Origin of the sequence: Rhizobium hidalgonense, from assembly GCF_005862185.2 — a bacterium.
Lineage (GTDB): Bacteria > Pseudomonadota > Alphaproteobacteria > Rhizobiales > Rhizobiaceae > Rhizobium > Rhizobium hidalgonense.
This window is the reverse complement of sequence record NZ_CP054027.1, coordinates 507626-522808: the sequence shown is the minus strand read 5'-3', so window position 1 is coordinate 522808 and position 15183 is coordinate 507626. Positions and strand designations below refer to the sequence as shown.

13 protein-coding genes are annotated in these 15183 nt (G+C 61.9%); 8 read left to right on the top strand and 5 right to left on the bottom strand.

Translation table 11 applies throughout. From position 1 onward, the window contains the following. Positions 1–14 precede the first annotated feature (14 nt). Complete coding sequence (gene araG / locus FFM81_RS02485) at positions 15–1520, bottom strand: L-arabinose ABC transporter ATP-binding protein AraG (RefSeq protein WP_003566851.1); 1506 nt, start codon at positions 1518–1520, stop codon at positions 15–17. A gap of 71 nt (positions 1521–1591) precedes the next feature. Next, on the bottom strand, positions 1592–2575 hold the full coding sequence (locus FFM81_RS02480) for an arabinose ABC transporter substrate-binding protein (RefSeq protein WP_003566852.1): 984 nt from the start codon (positions 2573–2575) through the stop codon (positions 1592–1594). Between the two features lie 204 nt (positions 2576–2779). Here FFM81_RS02480 and FFM81_RS02475 point away from each other — a divergent pair, with 204 nt between their 5' ends. The 4 genes from FFM81_RS02475 to FFM81_RS02460 all read left to right on the top strand — a co-directional run bounded on the left by FFM81_RS02475 (position 2780) and on the right by FFM81_RS02460 (position 6056). After that, complete coding sequence (locus FFM81_RS02475; RefSeq protein WP_003566854.1) at positions 2780–3535, top strand: FadR/GntR family transcriptional regulator; 756 nt, start codon at positions 2780–2782, stop codon at positions 3533–3535. 21 nt (positions 3536–3556) lie between these two features. Further along, the gene (gene dgoD, locus FFM81_RS02470; RefSeq protein WP_025417111.1) at positions 3557–4705 is read left to right on the top strand and encodes a galactonate dehydratase; all 1149 of its coding nucleotides are present in this window, start codon (positions 3557–3559) and stop codon (positions 4703–4705) included. A gap of 96 nt (positions 4706–4801) precedes the next feature. Then, on the top strand, positions 4802–5197 hold the full coding sequence (locus FFM81_RS02465; RefSeq protein ID WP_025417112.1) for a DoxX family protein: 396 nt from the start codon (positions 4802–4804) through the stop codon (positions 5195–5197). 79 nt (positions 5198–5276) lie between these two features. Continuing rightward, positions 5277–6056 (top strand): SDR family oxidoreductase, encoded by a 780-nt coding sequence (locus FFM81_RS02460; protein ID WP_003566859.1) that lies wholly within the window; start codon positions 5277–5279, stop codon positions 6054–6056. Between the two features lie 14 nt (positions 6057–6070). Here FFM81_RS02460 and FFM81_RS02455 read toward each other — a convergent pair whose 3' ends face one another. Then, the gene (locus tag FFM81_RS02455) at positions 6071–7288 is read right to left on the bottom strand and encodes an adenylate/guanylate cyclase domain-containing protein (RefSeq protein WP_003566861.1); all 1218 of its coding nucleotides are present in this window, start codon (positions 7286–7288) and stop codon (positions 6071–6073) included. Between the two features lie 64 nt (positions 7289–7352). Next, positions 7353–8378 (bottom strand): LacI family DNA-binding transcriptional regulator, encoded by a 1026-nt coding sequence (locus tag FFM81_RS02450; protein WP_003566863.1) that lies wholly within the window; start codon positions 8376–8378, stop codon positions 7353–7355. 92 nt (positions 8379–8470) lie between these two features. On the opposite strand from FFM81_RS02450, the gene FFM81_RS02445 reads away from it, so the two are divergent. The 4 genes from FFM81_RS02445 to FFM81_RS02430 all read left to right on the top strand — a co-directional run bounded on the left by FFM81_RS02445 (position 8471) and on the right by FFM81_RS02430 (position 14055). Next, positions 8471–9658, top strand: a complete 1188-nt coding sequence (locus FFM81_RS02445; protein ID WP_138385301.1) for a phytanoyl-CoA dioxygenase family protein — start codon at positions 8471–8473, stop codon at positions 9656–9658. Positions 9659–9723: 65 nt separating this feature from the next. After that, complete coding sequence (locus FFM81_RS02440) at positions 9724–10545, top strand: SDR family oxidoreductase (RefSeq protein WP_097533090.1); 822 nt, start codon at positions 9724–9726, stop codon at positions 10543–10545. Positions 10546–10638: 93 nt separating this feature from the next. Further along, positions 10639–11550, top strand: a complete 912-nt coding sequence (locus FFM81_RS02435; protein ID WP_097533089.1) for an SMP-30/gluconolactonase/LRE family protein — start codon at positions 10639–10641, stop codon at positions 11548–11550. A gap of 258 nt (positions 11551–11808) precedes the next feature. Further along, positions 11809–14055, top strand: a complete 2247-nt coding sequence (locus FFM81_RS02430; RefSeq protein ID WP_138385300.1) for a glycoside hydrolase family 2 protein — start codon at positions 11809–11811, stop codon at positions 14053–14055. Between the two features lie 11 nt (positions 14056–14066). On the opposite strand, the gene FFM81_RS02425 is transcribed toward FFM81_RS02430, so the two are convergent. Beyond that, positions 14067–15182 carry an ABC transporter ATP-binding protein gene (locus tag FFM81_RS02425; protein WP_173883753.1) on the bottom strand — a complete coding sequence of 372 codons (1116 nt, stop codon included), beginning with the start codon at positions 15180–15182 and terminating at the stop codon, positions 14067–14069. Position 15183: the final 1 nt, after the last annotated feature.

The following is a 15183-nucleotide window of genomic DNA, read 5'->3' as shown; positions in this document are numbered from 1 at the left end:
CGGTGTTCCCAGTTCTAAATGGCGCCTGCGGCGTTCTTGTCGGGGAGCGCTGCCGTCAGGATGCTGCGCTCGTCGAAATCCTGGCGGGCGACATTGGCGGCCACCCTGCCCTGGCACATCACCATGATGCGATCGGAAATGCCCATGACCTCCGGCAACTCGCTTGAGATCACCACGATCGCCATACCGCCGGCAGCCAGCTCGTAGAGGATTTCGTAGATTTCCGATTTCGCCCCGACATCGATGCCGCGCGTCGGTTCATCGATCACCAGAACCTTGATGCCCTGTTCGGAGAGCCAGCGGCCGAGAATGACCTTTTGCTGGTTGCCGCCCGAGAGATTGATGATGTCCTGCTTGCGCGACGGCGTCCGCACCCGAAGCCGGGCGATGAACCGATCCGCCAGCGCCGCCTCTTGTCTCGGGCTCAGAATTCCGAAGGGCGAGAAATGCCGCCGCGAGGAGATCGCCATATTCTCCTCGATCGACCGCCCCTGGACGATGCCGTCGAACTTGCGGTCCTCGGGGCAGAGCACCAAGCCGGCATTGATCGCCGCCTTCGGATTGTTCGGCGAAACAGCAAGCCCATCGATCGTGACCTGACCCTGATGCCTGATGTCGGCGCCATACAGCAGCCGCGCCATTTCGCTGCGGCCCGCGCCGATCAGGCCGAAGAAGCCGAGGATCTCGCCCTGGCGGACGGAAAAACTGATCGGATTGCGCAGCTTCGGCCCCGACAGCCCCTTGACCTCCAGCCTGACGCCGCCGAGCGCACGTTCGCGCCATCCCCAGACATTGCTGATTTCACGCCCGACCATTTCCGAGATGATCTGTTCGCGCGTCGTCTCGGCGATCTGAGGATGGTGGGCGGCAAGCTTGCCGTCGCGCAACACAGTCAAGCTGTCGCAAAGCCGAAAAATCTCGTCGAGGCGATGCGAGACATAGAGAATGACCGTTCCCTTCGCCTTCAGCCTGTCGATGAGTGAAAACAGGATTTCGCTTTCGCGCGACGACAGCGACGAGGTCGGTTCGTCCAATGCGATCACCCGTGCATCGAGCATGACGGCTTTGGCGATCTCGACCATTTGCCGCGCGCCAATCGATAGCGAGGCGACCTTGGCCGACGGATCGATATCGATGCCGATGTCTTCGAGCTTCGAGCGCACCGTCTCGATCAGCGTCTTCGAGTGGATGACACCGCCCTTGGCCGGAAAGCGCCCGAGCCAGAGATTTTCGGCGACCGTCAGCTCCGGAACGAGCTGCAGTTCCTGGTGGATGACGATGACGCCGGCATGGAAGGCATCGCGAACCGATCCGTATTTCTGCTCCTCACCGCCAATCAGGATGCGGCCGGCATCGGCGGCCTGATCGCCCGACAGCACCCGGATCAGCGTCGATTTGCCGGCGCCGTTTTCGCCCATCAGTCCGTGAACGGCGCCCTTCTCGACGGAGAAGGAAACATTCGCCAGCGCCTGCACGCCGGGATAACCCTTGGAAATATCGTTGAATTCGAGGAAGGCCATCGTCGCTCCACCGAGTAAGACCCGGCGGCATGTGAAGTGGCCGCCGGGTGTACATCATCCTGGAAGGATGATCATTCGATGCCAAGATCCTTGCGGACCTTTTCGTAGTCGCCGCGCAGCGCCAGCGAACCGGAGGTCAGCGTCAGTTTTGCCGGCTCCTTGTTGTTGGCGATCCAGTCGTACATGTTCAGCGCCGTCTCATAGCCGTGACGCTTCGGCGAGATGATGACGGTGCCGAAGAAGCCCGTCGCCGCCGGCTTCTTGAACTCATTGATCGCCGATTCCGCGCCGCCGATGCCGACACCGATGACGTTTTCCGCCGGAATGCCGACCGACTCGGAAGCCCGGACGGCGCCGAGAACGGCTTCGTCGTTGAGACCGAAGGCGACCCAGTATTTAACGTCGGCATGTTTGTTGAGCACGGTGGTTGCCGCGTTGAGGGCTGCTTCCGTATCTGTCTTCGCTTGCGGCGCGTCATAGATGTTCTCGGCCGGAAAGCCGGCGGACTTCAGCACCGAGACCGCGCCCTCGACGCGGTCGACGGCGGTCGGCAGTTGATCGTAAGACACCCTGATCGCGCCGACATTCTTCATGTCCCAACCGCGCTTCTTGATCTCGTCGACGATCGCCTGTCCGACGCCCTCGCCGATCTTGGTGGCCGAAATGCCCATATGCGGCACATCTTCCAGCGGCTTGCCGTCGGCGCTGACGAGACGGTCGTCGACCGTCATCAGCTTCAACTGGTTGGCTTCCGCCTTGGCGATGATGCCGGGGCCGAGTTTGACGTCGGGCGTGCAGATGATGAAGCCCTGCACACCCTGGGCTCCGAGATTGTCGATCGCTGACTGAACCTTCTCGCCGTCTTCGGCGCCGATCTTGACGACGGTGAAGCCTTTTTCCTTGGCGGCCTGATCAGCGAATTTCCATTCGTCCTGGAACCACGGCTCTTCGGGCTGCTTGACGATGAACCCTATCTTGACGTCTGCGGAAAACGCCGAGCCGGCTGCCAGAATGGCGAATGTGCCAGCCAGGATGGCTGCTTTGAACAAGCGCATGTCTCTCTCCCTAAAACCGAGCAGCTGCCTCCCAGGCAGCGTCCAATCAATTATGATAAATCATCATACCAGTCAATTGCCAATGTATGATGATTGGAATAATAGGATTATCACCGAGGCCTAGGAGGAGCGTCGCAAAGCGCATCGAATTCGGATAATGAGATTCGGTTGCCTAGCGCCGGAAATAGAGCGGAGAGAGGTGAGTTGGAAACAATCGAGCCACAGAGCGGCGCCAAAAGCCCCGACATCGAGCGGCGCCCACGCGTCCGCCGCAACGTCACGGCTGCAATCGCCGAGGACATCTGTGCGGACCGCTATCCCTCGGGCTCGCCGCTACCCCGCGAGAATGATCTCTGCGAACTTTACGGTGTCAGCCGCACTGTTATTCGCGAATCGCTGAAAGTGCTGGAATCAAAGGGCCTTGTCCGCGGTAAACCGCGGGTCGGAACCACCGTCTGCGACAAGGACGACTGGAATATCCTGGATGCCGATGTGCTGGAATGGATGGGTCCCTATATCAAGGATTTCGACCTGCTCGGCTGCATTCTCGAAGCCCGCCGCACGATCGAGCCGGCTGCGGCCGAATACGCCGCCGAGCGCGCCAGCGCCCAGGAGATCGCCGATCTCGACAAGGCCTGGCGGCAGATGCGCGACAGCGCCGGCGATCCGGAAAGTTTCACCGATGCCGACGTCTTGTTCCACGCGGTGCTGCTCACCGCCAGCCACAACCAGGTCTTCCGCCGCCTGTCGAGCGCCATTCACGCAGCGCTGAAATATGCGCTGCACGCCTCCAACATCGGCGTCGAAAACCGCGAGGATGCGGTACTCGTTCATGGCCAGTTGGTCGAGGCCCTGCGCATGCGCGACAAGGCTGGCGCCCGCGAATGCGCCAACCGCATGCTTGATCTTGCGGTGCGCGACCTTGCTGCCGCTGAAAAGGCGATCGGCCGAACGAAATGATGGATCACTGAAAGAACAGCGATGAAGATCACCAAACTCACCACCTATATCGTGCCGCCGCGCTGGCTGTTTTTGAAGATCGAGACCGACGAGGGCATCATCGGCTGGGGCGAACCGGTGGTCGAAGGCCGGGCGCTCACCGTCGAGGCCGCGGTCCACGAACTGGAAGACTATCTGATCGGCAAGGATCCCTTCCTGATCGAGGACCACTGGACGGTGATGTATCGCGGCGGCTTCTATCGGGGTGGTGCGGCCCATATGAGCGCGATCTCCGGCATCGACCAGGCGCTCTGGGATATCAAGGGCAAGGCGCTGGGCCAGCCGATCCATTCCCTGCTCGGCGGCCAGCTGCGCGACCGCATCAAGGTCTATTCCTGGATCGGCGGCGACCGTCCTTCGGATGTCGCCAACAATGCCAGGGAAGTGGTCGCCCGCGGCTTCAAGGCGATCAAGCTCAATGGCTGCGAGGAAATGCAGATCGTCGACACCAACGAGAAGGTGGAAAAGGCGGTCGAGACAATCGCCCTAATCCGTGAGGCGATTGGCCCGCATATCGGCATTGGCGTCGACTTTCACGGCCGCGTGCACAAGCCGATGGCGAAAGTCCTCGCAAAGGAACTCGAGCCCTACAAGCTGATGTTCATCGAGGAGCCAGTGCTGTCGGAAAACAAGGAAGCGCTGCGCGATATCGTCAACCATACTTCGACACCGATCGCGCTCGGCGAACGGCTCTATTCGCGCTGGGACTTCAAACAGGTGCTTTCGGACGGTTATGTCGACATCATCCAGCCGGATCTTTCGCATGCCGGCGGCATCACCGAATGCCGCAAGATCGCGGCGATGGCCGAGGCCTATGACGTGGCGCTTGCGCCGCATTGCCCGCTCGGACCGATCGCGCTCGCCGCCTGCCTGCAGGTCGATGCCGTCAGCTATAACGCCTTCATCCAGGAACAGAGCCTCGGCATTCATTACAACAAGGGCAACGATATCCTCGATTACATCTCCAACAAGGAGGTATTCCAATATGCCGATGGTTTCGTCTCGATCCCGCAAGGGCCGGGTCTCGGCATCGAGGTCGACGAAGCCTACGTCATCGAGCGCGCCAAGGAGGGCCATCGCTGGCGCAACCCGATCTGGCGGCATGCCGACGGCAGCTTCGCCGAGTGGTGAAAGTGGAGGGTCGCGCAAGCGGCCCTTTTTCTTTCCGCGTGTAGGATGTCGCGTGTCCCGTCCGTCATAGTGGAAGCTCAAAGAGGAGATTTCAGAATGGCCAGAGCAATCGCAATCATCGTCGCCCGCATCATCTTCAGTTTCGTCTTCTTCATGGCCGCCGGCTTCAAATTCGCCGATATCGGCGCGACGGCAGCCTACATCACCGCCGCCGGCTTTCCGATGGCGACATTCCTGACCTGGGTCGCCGCCTTCTTCGAGATCGCCCTGGCGCTCGCCTTCATATCGGGCGCCTTCTTCACCGAGGCCAGCCTGCTCGCAGGCATCTACGTGATCTTCCTCGCCTTCGCCTTCCACGGACCATCCCATTGGCAACAGAACCAGGCCGAGTTCGGCTTCTTCATCGATCACTTCACCTTCCTCGCCGGCCTGCTCTTTGCCGCCGTCCATGGGCCGGAGAAATGGGCGCTTCGACATAGCCTTCTCCGATAGCGCCACCGACGCGCTCCTTCCGGAACCAAGAGCCGTGCAAAACATTGGCTTACCGGTAAACGGCAAGGAGAGCCCGCCCATGGAGCTGAAGGGAAAGATCGCATTGGTGACCGGTGCCGGTTCTGGCATCGGCAAGGCGGCGGCGCTCAGGCTCGCCGCCGAAGGAGCAAAGGTCGCCGCACTCAGCCGCACTGCCGACGAGGTCGAAAGCACTTGCGCAGAGATCAAAGCGGCGGGCGGCGAATCGATCGCGCTGATGGCCGACACCAGCGACGAGGCGCAAATGCGAGCGGCGGTGAAGGCGCTGACAGAGACCTTCGGCGGCCTCGATATCGTTGTTGCCAATGCGGGGATCAACGGCGTCTGGGCACCGATCGATGATCTGAAGCCGGATGAATGGGACAAGACCATCGCCGTCAATCTGCGTGGCACCTATCTGACCTTGCATCTGACCGTCCCGTACCTGAAAAGGAATGGCGGCTCGATCGTCGTCGTCTCCTCGATCAACGGCACCCGGACATTCACGACGCCGGGCGCCACTGCCTACACCGCAACCAAGGCCGGCCAGGTCGCCATGGTCCAGCAGCTCGCCCTCGAACTCGGCCGGCATGGTATTCGCGTCAACGCCGTCTGCCCGGGTGAGATCGAAACCAATATTGGCGCCAATACCGACAGCCGCCATCGCGAAGAGACGGAGGTTCCGGTCATCTGGCCGGAAGGCGATATCCCGATTGCCGGCGGCAAGGCAGGCAAGAGCGAGGATGTCGCCGAAACCATCCTCTTCCTCGCCTCCGACCGAGCTCGACACATCACCGGGACGCCGATCTGGATCGACGGCGGCCAGGGACTGTTGCGATAGCGCAGCTGTAACGATCAGGCGTTCAGCCGGGCGCCGTCGAGCGTATAGAGCTCCTGCGCGCGCTGCACGCCGCGCAATGCATAACGCCCGACGCAGGCGATTGCCGCGCGCTGTTCTTCCGGGATCGCCGCGGCGAAATCGGAGGAGATCAGCAGGTTGAGATCGACCGAACGGCACATCGAAGCGATGCGACTGACCTCATTGACTGCAGGGCCGATGACAGTGAAATCCAGCCGGTCCTGGCTACCGATATTGCCGTAGAAGACATCGCCGATATGCAGGCCGATATAGACATCCGTCGTTGGCCTGTTATCGGCCTCGCGTTCGGCGTTGAGCTTGGCAAGCTTTTCGCGCAGAAGCGATTGAGCTTGGAGCGCCGCACGGCAGGTCTCCGCCGGCACCTCGCCCTTGAAGATGGCGAGCACGCCGTCGCCGATCAGCTTCAGCACATTGCCGCCGGCCTCATGGATCGCCGAAATCACCACCTCGCTATAATCGTTGAGCAGCGGGATGATTTCCTCCGGCGGCACCCGATCGGAAATCTTGGTGTAATTCAGCAGATCGGAAAACCAGAGTGCGGCCGAAATCCGCTCCGATTTGCCGCGGCTGATCTTGCCTTCCATCACCTGGCGCGCCGCATCCTCGCCGAGATAGACTTCCGCAATGGTGCGGGCGATGCGCCCGAGCGCGATACACTTGATCGCCAATCCGAGGACCGGCACCAGCTTGCGCAGGATGGCGAGGTCGTGATCGGAAAAGCCTTCGGGGTGCTTCGTCGAGAAATTCGAGAAGAAGCAATCCATCTCGCCGATCGTGCCGGCCTCGGCAAAACGATGCATCATCGCGATGTAATCGGTATGGCCGGCCGCAGCGATCGTGTCGAGCATGCTGAAATCGATCGGATCGCCGAAGCCGATGCGGCGGCGCACCTCCCGCTCATTGCCGGACCAGAGATAATAGAAGGACGAACGCTTCCAGCTCTCGGCAGCCTCGCCCACACCCGACGGGCCATATTCGAATTCGGTCTCGATCTCCTCCACGCTATCCCAGCGGAAGGCACGGCCCTCATGCACGGGGTGCAGAGTATCCATCAGCGCCATTCCGCGGTCGAGCCGCAGGCCGGCCTTCCGGCAGGCCGCGCAGAAACCGGTCATGAGTTCGGATTCCGAAGCGCCCGTCAGTCCCTGCTCGGTGATCCAGGCCGCAATCGTACTGACGTCGCTGTAATCCATACCGCTCACCTCTACTCGTGTCAGAGCTGTAGCCTGAAGTCGGCGTTGAAGGAAGCCAATTGGCTCAATCGCCCGCAGGCATGTTGTAGGGCGTGACGATTTCAACTGATGAAAGCGAGGCCGGAACCGCTCGCCCCGATGCTGACGCCCGGCTCATGATCGCCCTGAAGGCCGAGCGCGCATCGGTCCTAAGATCGTGATGCAGCACGAAGCCGATCCGCCGAGCGGCAAGCAAGGTGCGATTATCAGCATCGAGATCATGGGCGACAAAGACGCCCACCGGGCGCTTGGCCGCATCGAAGGCCGCCAGCACCGCTCGGTTGCCGCCGCCGATCGAATAGACCGCATTGATAGTGGGATCGGCGGCAAGGGCTGCCGCCGCGAGCGTTCCCGTCGCCGCATCGGTGCCGTGCCCCTCGCTGATTTCGGTGATGCCGATCTTGGGATAATACGCGCGGATCACGCGGCGAAAGCCAATTTCGCGCTCCTCTTCGCCGCGAAACCGCCCGCTCGACAGCGTCACCAGCACCTTGCCGCCACGGTTGCCGAGCACTTCGCCGATGAGATAGGCCGCGGTCTCGCCCGCCGCCCGGTTGTCGGCGCCGGCATAGGTGATGCGCGCCGAATTCGGCAGGTCGGTCACCAGCGTCACCACCGGAATGCCGGCCGCGTCCAACCGGGCGACGGCGGTGGCTACCTCGGCGACGTCCGGCGCCTTGAGCACGATGCCGTGCGTGCCGCGCAGGCGGATGCGGTCGAGAAGCTGCACCATCTCGGCCGGCTTCATCACCTCGGCGAAATGGAACCGGCAGCGGAAGACGCCGGGCAGAAAGGCTGCCATCTCCGCCTCGAAGGCTGTGCGCACCGTATCGCTGAAACGCTGAGGCGTCTCCATGACGATATCGATCGCCAGCATGCGGCCGCTGTCCATCGCGCCTGCCTGCTGTTTTTCCAGCTCCGCGATCGCCGCCTTCACCCGCAGTTCCGTCTGTTGGCGCACACCCGGCCGGCCGTTCAGCACCCGGTCGACGGTCGCGGTGCTCAATCCGGCCTGGAAGGCGATGTCCTTGACGAGAAAGCGATAGGCCATGATATCGATCTGATGGTTTTTTGATGGATTCCTGATCTATATCACCCGGCACCGCGGCGTATAGTGCCTTCATCGACAGAGGAGGAGCCGCCATGAAAACCGACAACCCGCAGAAGCTACGCGCCGATCGTGTCTGGCTGAGCGAAGACAGCTGCGATCTCGAGGATTTTCGCCGTCTCGCGGAAAAGACCACCGCGCTTGCCGATTATCCCACCGCCTCGGCAGTTGAAAAAAACGTGCTGATCTATGACAGCCGCAAGGTGATGGCAGCAGCAGCCACGCCGGAGGGCCGGCGCGCGGTCCTGGCCGAGATTTGCGAGGCCTTCGGCGAAGGCCTCGGCGTCGCCGTGTTCAAGCATGCTTACGAGGATACCGGCACCATCGATCGCGCCAGCGCGATCTTCGACCAGATCATCGAGGAACAGCACCGCACCGCGACCGGCGGCGGCGATCACTTCGCCAAACCCGGCGCCAACGACCGCATCTGGAATTCGCTGGAAAAACATTGTCTCGCCGATCCGGCGAATTTCGCCGAATATTACGGCAATGCCATCATCGCACTGGCAAGCGAAGCCTGGCTCGGCCCGAGCTACCAGATGACGGCGCAGGTCAATCGCGTCAATCCGGGCGGCGCGGCGCAATCGGCACATCGCGATTACCATCTCGGCTTCCAATCGTCTGCAGTGATCGAACAGTTTCCGGCGCATGTGCACCGGCTCTCGCCGGTGCTGACGCTGCAGGGCGCGGTCGCCCATTGCGATATGCCGCTCGAAAGCGGCCCGACACTCTTCCTGCCACACAGCCAGACCTATGTGCCGGGCTACCTCGCGCTCAAGCGCCAGGAATTCCGCGATTATTTCGAGGCCAACCATATCCAGCTGCCGCTCGGAAAAGGGGACGTCGTTTTCTTCAATCCCGCCCTCTTCCATGCTGCCGGCACCAACCGTTCGGCCGATATCAAACGCGTCGCCAATCTCCTGCAGGTCTCCTCCGCCTTCGGCCGCGCAATGGAAACCGTCAACCGCGAGAGAATGAGCACCACGCTCTTTCCCGCCCTGAAAACATTGCAGGGCAAGCTCTCTCAAGACGAAATCGCCAACGCCGTCGCCGCCTGTGCCGAAGGCTACTCCTTCCCGACCAACCTCGACCGCGACCCGCCGCTCGGCGGCCTGGCGCCGAAGACGCAGGCGCAGCTGCTGCATGAGGCATTGACGGAAGGCTGGAGCGACGAAGCCTTCACGGCAGCGCTTGCCGAGCAGGCGCGGAAGAAGTTGAGCTGACGTAGAGATAAAAGCTCCCGCACCCGCGGGAGGCTATTCGCACATCATCACCAAGGAGGAACTATATGAGCACGGACCACGGCCGCCTCGATGGCAAGATCGCCATCGTTACCGGCGGCACGCAAGGATTGGGCGCCACCATTGCCCGCCTCTTTGCCGAACGCGGCGCAGAAGGCATCGTCATCTGCGGCCGCAACGAAGCCAAAGGCAAGGCGAAGGCCGCGGAGATTTCGGCTGCGACCAGCGCGAAAGTCGTTTACGTCAGGGCCGACCTATCCGAGGTCGAGGACGCCCGGAATGTCATCCACGCCTGCGACGAGGCTTTCGGACGGGTCGACGCGCTGGTCAATGCGGCCGCCATCACCGATCGCGGCACCATCCTCGACACCAGCCCCGAGCTCTTCGACGCCATGTTCGCCGTCAATGTGCGCGCGCCGTTTTTCCTGATGCAGGAGACGGTGAAGGTGATGCGCCGCGAAAAAATCGAGGGCACGATCGTCAATATCGGCTCGATGTCGGCCAAAGCGGGCCAACCCTTCATCGCCGCTTATTGCGCCTCAAAAGGCGCACTGGAAACGCTGACGAAGAACACCGCCTACGCGCTGCTGCGCAACCGCATCCGCGTCAATGGCCTCAACATCGGCTGGATGGCCTCCGAGGGCGAGGACCGCATCCAGCGCGAATATCACGATGCCCCCGCCGACTGGCTGGAGAAGGCGGCAGCGGGCCAGCCCTTCGGCCGCCTCGTCGACCCGCATGAGGTGGCGCGGGCCTGCGCCTACCTGTCATCGGCCGAATCCGGCCTTATGACCGGCTCGGTCATCTGCTTCGACCAGTCGATCTGGGGTGCTTACGACGGTTCACCGCACCCTGTTGCGGCGCTCTGATCGGTCAGGAGCCCGGCATTTCCCATGCCGGGCTCTGGCACCTCCCAGGATTTGCAGCTAGGAAGGGACGGCAGCATTCAGGGAGGAACTGGCTTGGCCGACAATCCGCTTTATGACATTCGCGATGAACGTTTTAGCGCTCTGGTCATCGGCAGTGCCGCACTCGAAGAGCTTTATTCCGGCTGCCGCTGGACGGAAGGCCCGGTCTGGTTTTCCGACCTGAACTGCCTGCTCTGGAGCGATATCCCCAACGAACGCATGATGCGCTGGACACCGGATGGTACGGTCTCCGTGTTCCGCTCACCCTCCAATTACGTCAACGGCAATACTCGCGACCGACAGGGCCGGCTGGTCTCCTGCGAACATGGCGGACGCCGCGTCACCCGCACGGAAGTCGACGGCACCATCACCATTCTGGCCGACAGCTACAAGGGCAAGCGGCTGAATTCGCCGAACGATGTCGTCGTGCATTCCGATGGCGGGGTCTGGTTCACCGACCCGACTTACGGCATCCTGTCGGACTATGAGGGCCACAAGGCCGAGCCCGAGCAGCCCACCCGCAACGTCTATCGAATCGATCCTTCAAGCGGCGCGATCGAGGCCGTTATCGAGGATTTCATTCAGCCGAACGGCCTTGCCTTCTCGCCCGACGAGACGAAGCTCTATATTGCCGATTCCGGCTCGGCAAAACATGAAGTCCCGCGCCATGTGAGAGTTTTCGACGTCGTCGACGGCCGAAGGCTGGAAAACAGCCGCTATTTCTGCAGCCTCGATGCCGGCAATCCCGACGGTTTCCGCTTCGATGTCAGCGGCAATCTCTGGACCAGCGCCGGCGACGGCGTGCACTGCTTTTCGCCTGATGGCACCTTGCTCGGCAAGATCAGGGTGCCGCAGACGGTGTCCAACCTCACCTTCGGCGGCCCGAAGAAGAACCGGCTCTTCATCACCGCTACACGCTCGGTCTATTCGATCTATACCAAGACGAACGGCGCCCAATATCCGTAAGGATCGATCGAAGGCCATCACACTCAGCTGCGCCGCTCGCGGGGCTCGACCGCCTGACATAGGTCGTGTGGAAGTGTCCGGCAGTTCCGGGATGACGACATGCATGAAAAAAGCTAAAGCGCACCACAGGAATCAGATGACGCGGAGCGCTTGCGCGGCTCGCACCTTATGGCTTCAAGGAGGAATACAAGATGACCCGATTTTCGAGCGCCGAAAAGCGCCGCACCGCTCCTGATGCCATGACCAGGAGAGCCTGAGATGCGGTCCGTCGTTTCCTTCAACGAAGGCTGGAGTTTCCACGAGGGCTTCGGCCAGCGCCTGCTCGAAAGCTTCGATGCCGCCAAGTCGGTCAGTCTGCCCCATACCGCCGTCGAACTGCCTTTCAACTACTTCGATGAAAGCAGCTATCAGCGCGCCTTCACCTATCAGAAGGTGCTGCGCTGGCTGCCGGAATTCGAGGGCCGTGAAGTGTCGCTCGTCTTCGACGCCGCCATGGCCGACAGCGTCGTCTATCTGAACGGCGAAGAAATCATCGCCCATAAGGACGGCTACACTCCCTTCGAGGCCCGCCTCACCGGCAAGCTCATCAAGGGTGAGAACCTCGTGACGGTGAAGATCGACGGCAGCGAAAACCCCGCGATCCCACCCTTTGGCGGCCGCATCGATTATCTCACTTATGCCGGCATCTATCGTGACGTCTGGCTGAAGGTCACCGATCCGGTATCGATCCGCAATCTCAAGATCGAAACCGCAGACGTTCTCGCCCCGGAAAAATCGGCGACCATCCACGTCGATATCGCCAATCCCGAGGGCCGCAGCTTCTCGGCAACCGTCACCGCCACGCTGAAGCAGGCAGACGGCACGGTGATCGCCACCGCAGCGACCGAGACGATCGGCGACCGCACCAGGCTTTCCTTCGGCGGCCTCACCGGCATCACGCTCTGGGAGATCACCGATCCCACGCTTTACGAAGTCACCGTCGAGCTCAGGACGGAACACGGCTCCGATCGTATCTCCACCCGCTTCGGCTTCCGCACCGCCGAATTCACTCCGGAAGGTTTCCTGCTCAACGGCAAGCCGCTGAAACTGCGCGGTCTCAACCGCCACCAGTCCTTCCCCTATGTCGGTTATGCCGCCGGCCGGTCCGCCCAGGAGCGCGACGCCGACATCATGAAAACGGTGCTGAAGTGCAATATCGTCCGCACCTCGCATTATCCCCAGTCGAAATGGTTCCTCGACCGCTGTGATGCGATCGGCCTGCTGGTTTTCGAGGAGATCCCTGGTTGGCAGCATATTGGCGATGCCGACTGGCAGAAGGAATCGATCGAAAACGTCCGCCGCATGATCGAGCGCGACTGGAACCATCCCTCGATCATCATCTGGGGCGTACGCATCAACGAGTCCCAGGACAGCCACGATTTCTACGTCGAGACCAATCGCTTGGCCCGTGAACTCGACAGCACCCGCCAGACCGGCGGCGTGCGCTATATCACCGAGAGCGAGCTACTCGAAGACGTCTATACGATGAACGATTTCATCCTCGGCAATGAGGAACTGCCGGGCGCCAACCGCCCGCGCACCGCATTGCGCGGTCAGGAGGAAAATACCGGTCTGTCCCGCAAGGTGCCGTACCTCATCACCGAGTTCAACGGCCACATGCACCCGACGAAGATCTATGACCAGGAACAGCGCCAGGCCGAGCATGTGCGCCGCCACCTCGAGGTGCTGAACGCCGCCTATGGCGACCCCGATATCTCGGGCGCCATCGGCTGGTGCATGTTCGATTACAACACCCACAAGGATTTCGGCTCCGGCGACCGGATCTGCTACCACGGCGTCATGGACATGTTCCGCGAGCCGAAATTCGCGGCCTACGCCTATATCAGCCAGTGCGATCCATCCGACGAGATCGTCATGAAGCCGGTGACCTTCTGGGCGCGCGGCGAGCGCAATATCGGCGGCGTGCTGCCGCTGATCATCCTGACCAATTGCGACCAGGTGGAACTGCAATATGGCGGGCTCAGCAAGCGCATCGGCCCGGACCGCGAGAATTATCCGCATCTGCCGCATCCGCCCGTCGTGCTCGACCATCGCCACTTCACCGCCGACGAACTCGGCACTTGGGGTTTGGAATGGATCGACGGCACCCTGACGGGCTATATCGGCGGCGAGCCGGTGGCCAGCCTGACGCTGGCGGCCGACCCGCTGCCGACAACGCTGGAGATCATCGCCGACAGCCAGACGCTGAGAGCCCGCGAACGCGACAGCACCCGCGTCATCATCCGCGCCCTCGACCAGTGCGGCCAGCGCCTGCCCTTCATGAACGACAGCATTTCTCTGAGGGTACATGGACCCGCAAGGATCGTCGGCCCGGCCAACGTGCCGCTGCAGGGCGGCACATCAGGCTTCTGGCTGGAGGCGACGGGTCTGGTCGGCGAGATCACCGTCGAAGCGGTCTCCTCGCGGTTCGCGCCGGTGACCCTTAGCGTAACGGCGGTCGCCTAACGCATTGAGCGTCACGCAATCCGCACTTGGCTATCGGGATCGAAGAACACAGCCTTGTCGAGATTGAAGGCAAGGCGTGTGCTTTGTCCGGGAGCGATACCGGTATCGGCGCGCAGGCGGGCGACGACGGATTTGCCGCCAAGCTTGGTGACGGCGAAGGTGTCGGAGCCGGCCGGTTCGACCACTTCGATCAGGCAGTCGCCTTCGGTCAGCGAACGCGCCTTGCGGTCGGCGCCGTCGGGATCGGTCAGCGCCTCGGGGCGAATGCCGAAGATCACCGGCTTGCCGGCATAGCGTGTCAGGCCGTCATTGCCTGCGATAACAGGCAATCTCAGCGGTGCGCCATTGGCCCGCTCCAGCGAGACCTCGAGCCCGCCGGTGCCGTTCTCGACGGTGGCGTTGAGCAGGTTCATCGCCGGCGATCCCATGAAGTCGGCGACGAAGAGATTGGATGGGCTGTTATAGATCTCGGCCGGCGTGCCGAACTGCTGCAGCACCCCTTCCTTCAGCACGGCGATCTTGGTCGCCAGCGTCATCGCCTCGATCTGGTCGTGGGTGACATAGACGAAGGTGGTGCCCATGCGCTGATGCAGCCGCTTGATCTCGGTGCGCATGTCGACGCGCAGCTTGGCATCGAGATTGGAGAGCGGCTCGTCGAACAGGAAGACCTGCGGATTGCGCACCAGCGCCCTACCCATGGCGACGCGCTGGCGCTGGCCGCCGGAGAGCTGGCTCGGCTTGCGGTCGAGCAGATGGCCGATCTGCAGCATGTCGGAGACCTGCTTGATCGCCTTGGCCCGCTCTTCCTTCGGAACGCCGCGGATCTCCATGCCGAAGGCGATATTGCCCGCCACCGTCATGTTCGGATAGAGCGCGTAGGACTGGAACACCATGGCGATGTCGCGCTTGGACGGATGCAATCCGCTGATGTCGCGGCCGTCGATCCGGATATCGCCCGAGGTGATCGTCTCCAGCCCGGCGATGGTGTTGAGCAGGGTCGACTTGCCGCAGCCGGACGGGCCGACCAGCACCAGGAAGCCGCCCTTTTCGAGTTCGAGGTCGATGCCCTTGAGGATGTCGACGGCGCCGAAGCGCTTTCTGAGACCGGAGATTTCCAGAAAGGCCATG

Coding starts and splice junctions, on each gene's coding strand:
- FFM81_RS02430 (WP_138385300.1), top strand. CDS start 11,809: ATGCGGTCCGTCGTTTCCTTCAACGAAGGCTGGAGTTTCCACGAGGGC.
- FFM81_RS02440 (WP_097533090.1), top strand. CDS start 9,724: ATGAGCACGGACCACGGCCGCCTCGATGGCAAGATCGCCATCGTTACC.
- FFM81_RS02450 (WP_003566863.1), bottom strand. CDS start 8,378: ATGGCCTATCGCTTTCTCGTCAAGGACATCGCCTTCCAGGCCGGATTG.
- FFM81_RS02460 (WP_003566859.1), top strand. CDS start 5,277: ATGGAGCTGAAGGGAAAGATCGCATTGGTGACCGGTGCCGGTTCTGGC.
- FFM81_RS02480 (WP_003566852.1), bottom strand. CDS start 2,575: ATGCGCTTGTTCAAAGCAGCCATCCTGGCTGGCACATTCGCCATTCTG.
- FFM81_RS02455 (WP_003566861.1), bottom strand. CDS start 7,288: ATGGATTACAGCGACGTCAGTACGATTGCGGCCTGGATCACCGAGCAG.
- FFM81_RS02445 (WP_138385301.1), top strand. CDS start 8,471: ATGAAAACCGACAACCCGCAGAAGCTACGCGCCGATCGTGTCTGGCTG.
- araG (WP_003566851.1), bottom strand. CDS start 1,520: ATGGCCTTCCTCGAATTCAACGATATTTCCAAGGGTTATCCCGGCGTG.
- FFM81_RS02465 (WP_025417112.1), top strand. CDS start 4,802: ATGGCCAGAGCAATCGCAATCATCGTCGCCCGCATCATCTTCAGTTTC.
- FFM81_RS02425 (WP_173883753.1), bottom strand. CDS start 15,182: ATGGCCTTTCTGGAAATCTCCGGTCTCAGAAAGCGCTTCGGCGCCGTC.
- dgoD (WP_025417111.1), top strand. CDS start 3,557: ATGAAGATCACCAAACTCACCACCTATATCGTGCCGCCGCGCTGGCTG.